3 protein-coding genes are annotated in these 3,049 nt (G+C 60.6%); all 3 read left to right on the top strand.

Features of this window, described 5'->3' with window-relative positions; translation table 11 throughout:
* The first annotated feature begins 120 nt into the window (after positions 1-120).
* Positions 121-1,056 (top strand): cytochrome-c oxidase, cbb3-type subunit III, encoded by a 936-nt coding sequence (gene ccoP / locus NAO55_RS20835; RefSeq protein WP_102841307.1) that lies wholly within the window; start codon positions 121-123, stop codon positions 1,054-1,056.
* Positions 1,057-1,408: 352 nt separating this feature from the next.
* Positions 1,409-2,836: a cytochrome-c oxidase, cbb3-type subunit I gene (gene ccoN / locus NAO55_RS20830; RefSeq protein ID WP_063543401.1), complete on the top strand. Its 1,428-nt coding sequence runs from the start codon at positions 1,409-1,411 to the stop codon at positions 2,834-2,836.
* 12 nt (positions 2,837-2,848) lie between these two features.
* Positions 2,849-3,049, top strand: a 201-nt coding sequence (locus tag NAO55_RS20825) for a cbb3-type cytochrome c oxidase subunit II (RefSeq protein WP_256070319.1), incomplete at its 3' end; no start/stop codon positions are given.

The raw sequence follows: 3,049 nt of genomic DNA, 5'->3' as shown, positions 1-3,049 counted from the left end.
GGGTACGGCTCTGACCAACAAGCGCTAATCACAGCCAAGAAAAATGACGGCTGCCACACCAGCCGTCAGGGACTTCAATCGCGGACAGCCAGAGTTGCTCGGGCTGTCCAGGAGTAGCACATGAGCACTTTCTGGAGTGGATACATCGCCCTGCTGACGCTGGGCACCATCGTCGCTCTGTTCTGGCTGATCTTCGCCACCCGCAAGGGCGAGTCCGCCGGTACCACGGACCAGACGATGGGTCATGCCTTCGACGGCATCGAGGAATACGACAACCCGCTGCCGCGCTGGTGGTTCCTGCTGTTCATCGGCACCCTGGTGTTCGGCATCCTTTACCTGGTGCTCTACCCGGGCCTGGGTAACTGGAAAGGCGTCCTGCCGGGTTACGAAGGTGGCTGGACTCAGGAGAAGCAGTGGGAACGTGAAGTCTCGCAAGCCGACGAGAAGTACGGCCCGATCTTCGCCAAGTACGCTGCCATGTCGGTGGAGCAAGTGGCACAGGACCCGCAGGCCGTGAAAATGGGTGCCCGTCTGTTCGCCAACTACTGCGCCATCTGCCATGGCTCCGACGCCAAGGGCTCCCTGGGCTTCCCGAACCTGGCCGACGACCACTGGCGCTGGGGCGGTGATGCGGCTTCGATCAAGACCACCATCCTGAACGGCCGTATCGCCGCGATGCCGGCCTGGGGCCAAGCCATTGGCGAAGAAGGCGTGAAGAACGTCGCCGCCTTCGTGCGCAAGGAGCTCGCCGGCCTGCCACTGCCCGAGGGCGCCGACGCCGATCTGGGCAAAGGCAAAGAGGTCTATGCACAGACTTGCGCCGTTTGCCACGGCCAAGGTGGTGAAGGCATGGCCGCGCTGGGCGCGCCGAATCTGCAGCATGCTTCCGGCTGGATCTATGGCTCAAGTCTGACCCAGCTGCAGCAGACCATCCGCCATGGTCGCAATGGCCAGATGCCTGCTCAGCAGCAGTATCTGGGTGACGACAAGGTTCACCTTCTCGCCGCCTACGTTTACAGCCTGTCGCAAAAACCGGAACAACTCGCCAAGCAGTGAGTCATTAAAGGGCGGTACACTCGTACCGCCCTTCCCACCTTGTTCCCAAGCAAGTTCCCGAGCGCTGCGACCATCTGTCGCATCGCGAGCTGACCAGCGCCCTTTCCCCTCTTCGCTTGCCCTCCTAAGCTTTGCTTTCGACTCGCCGCCCTGCCTAGAACCATAAGGCGAAGTCACCATTCCTGCGCGCCGGCCTGGCGCGTAAAAGCCCCTTGACAGAGCATGGAAAACGCTTGAAATCAGGGGTTTGGAGAGCAAAAGGAGCCTTGGCGTCGTTTGCATTGCCCCCCTGCTTTCTCCATACTTGCCGCCGTTTTTGCCTTCGAAAATGCCATTAGCGTGGAAGCCTTGCATGAGCACAGCAATAAGTGAGACTGCTTATAACTATAAGGTGGTTCGCCAATTCGCCATCATGACGGTGGTATGGGGAATCATTGGGATGGGTCTGGGTGTCTTCATCGCCGCGCAGCTGGTGTGGCCCGCACTCAACTTCGACCTACCATGGACCAGCTTCGGCCGCCTGCGACCGTTGCACACCAACGCGGTGATTTTCGCTTTTGGTGGTAGCGCGCTGTTCGCCACGTCCTACTATGTCGTCCAGCGCACCTGCCAGGCGCGACTGTTCTCCGACAGCCTCGCCGCTTTCACCTTCTGGGGATGGCAAGCCGTGATCGTGCTGGCGGTCATCACCCTGCCGCTGGGCTACACCAGCTCCAAGGAATACGCGGAACTGGAGTGGCCGATCGACATTCTGCTGGCGATCGTCTGGGTCAGCTATGCGCTGGTGTTCTTCGGCACCATCATGAAGCGCAAGGCCAAGCACATTTATGTGGGCAACTGGTTCTTCGGCGGCTTCATCCTGGTGACGGCGATGCTGCACATCGTCAACAACCTGGAAATCCCGGTAAGCCTGTTCAAGTCCTACTCGATCTATTCCGGTGCGACCGACGCCATGGTCCAGTGGTGGTACGGCCACAACGCCGTGGGCTTCTTCCTGACCACCGGCTTCCTGGGCATGATGTACTACTTCGTGCCGAAGCAGGCCGAGCGTCCGGTGTACTCCTATCGCCTGTCGATCGTCCACTTCTGGGCGCTGATCACCCTTTATATCTGGGCCGGCCCGCACCACCTGCACTACACCGCGCTGCCGGATTGGGCGCAGAGCCTGGGCATGGTGATGTCGATCATCCTGCTGGCTCCGAGCTGGGGCGGCATGATCAACGGCATGATGACCCTCTCGGGCGCCTGGCATAAGCTGCGCACCGACCCGATCCTGCGCTTCCTGGTGGTCTCGCTGGCGTTCTACGGCATGTCGACCTTCGAAGGTCCGATGATGGCGATCAAGACCGTCAACGCCCTCTCCCACTACACCGACTGGACCATCGGCCACGTACACGCCGGCGCCCTCGGCTGGGTAGCGATGATCACCATCGGTTCCATGTATCACCTGATCCCGAAAGTATTCGGTCGCGAGCAGATGCACAGCATCGGCCTGATCAATGCGCACTTCTGGCTCGCCACCATCGGCACCGTGCTCTACATCGCCTCGATGTGGGTCAACGGCATTACCCAGGGCCTGATGTGGCGCGCAATCAACGAAGACGGCACGCTGACCTACTCCTTCGTCGAAGCGCTGGAAGCCAGCCACCCGGGCTTCATCGTCCGCGCCGTGGGCGGTGCCTTCTTCCTCACCGGCATGCTGCTGATGGCCTACAACACCTGGCGCACCGTGCGTGTCGCCAAGCCAGCCCAGTACGACGCTGCCGCGCAGATCGCTTGAGGAAACGGATAGATGAAGAACCACGAAATACTTGAAAAGAACATCGGTCTGCTGACCCTGTTCATGATCCTGGCGGTGAGCATCGGTGGTCTGACCCAGATCGTTCCGCTGTTCTTCCAGGACGCCGTCAACGAGCCGGTCGAGGGCATGAAGCCCTACACCGCGTTGCAACTGGAAGGCCGTGACCTGTACATCCGTGAAGGCTGCGTCGGC

This window comes from Stutzerimonas frequens (assembly GCF_024448335.1).
In the GTDB taxonomy this organism is placed as follows: domain Bacteria; phylum Pseudomonadota; class Gammaproteobacteria; order Pseudomonadales; family Pseudomonadaceae; genus Stutzerimonas; species Stutzerimonas frequens.
Note: the sequence above shows the minus strand (reverse complement) of the source record. Positions and strands in the feature narration are given on the sequence as shown.

Excerpts from the sequence above, each read along its gene's own strand:
- ccoP (WP_102841307.1), top strand. The coding sequence starts at position 121 with ATGAGCACTTTCTGGAGTGGATACATCGCCCTGCTGACGCTGGGCACC.
- ccoN (WP_063543401.1), top strand. The coding sequence starts at position 1,409 with ATGAGCACAGCAATAAGTGAGACTGCTTATAACTATAAGGTGGTTCGC.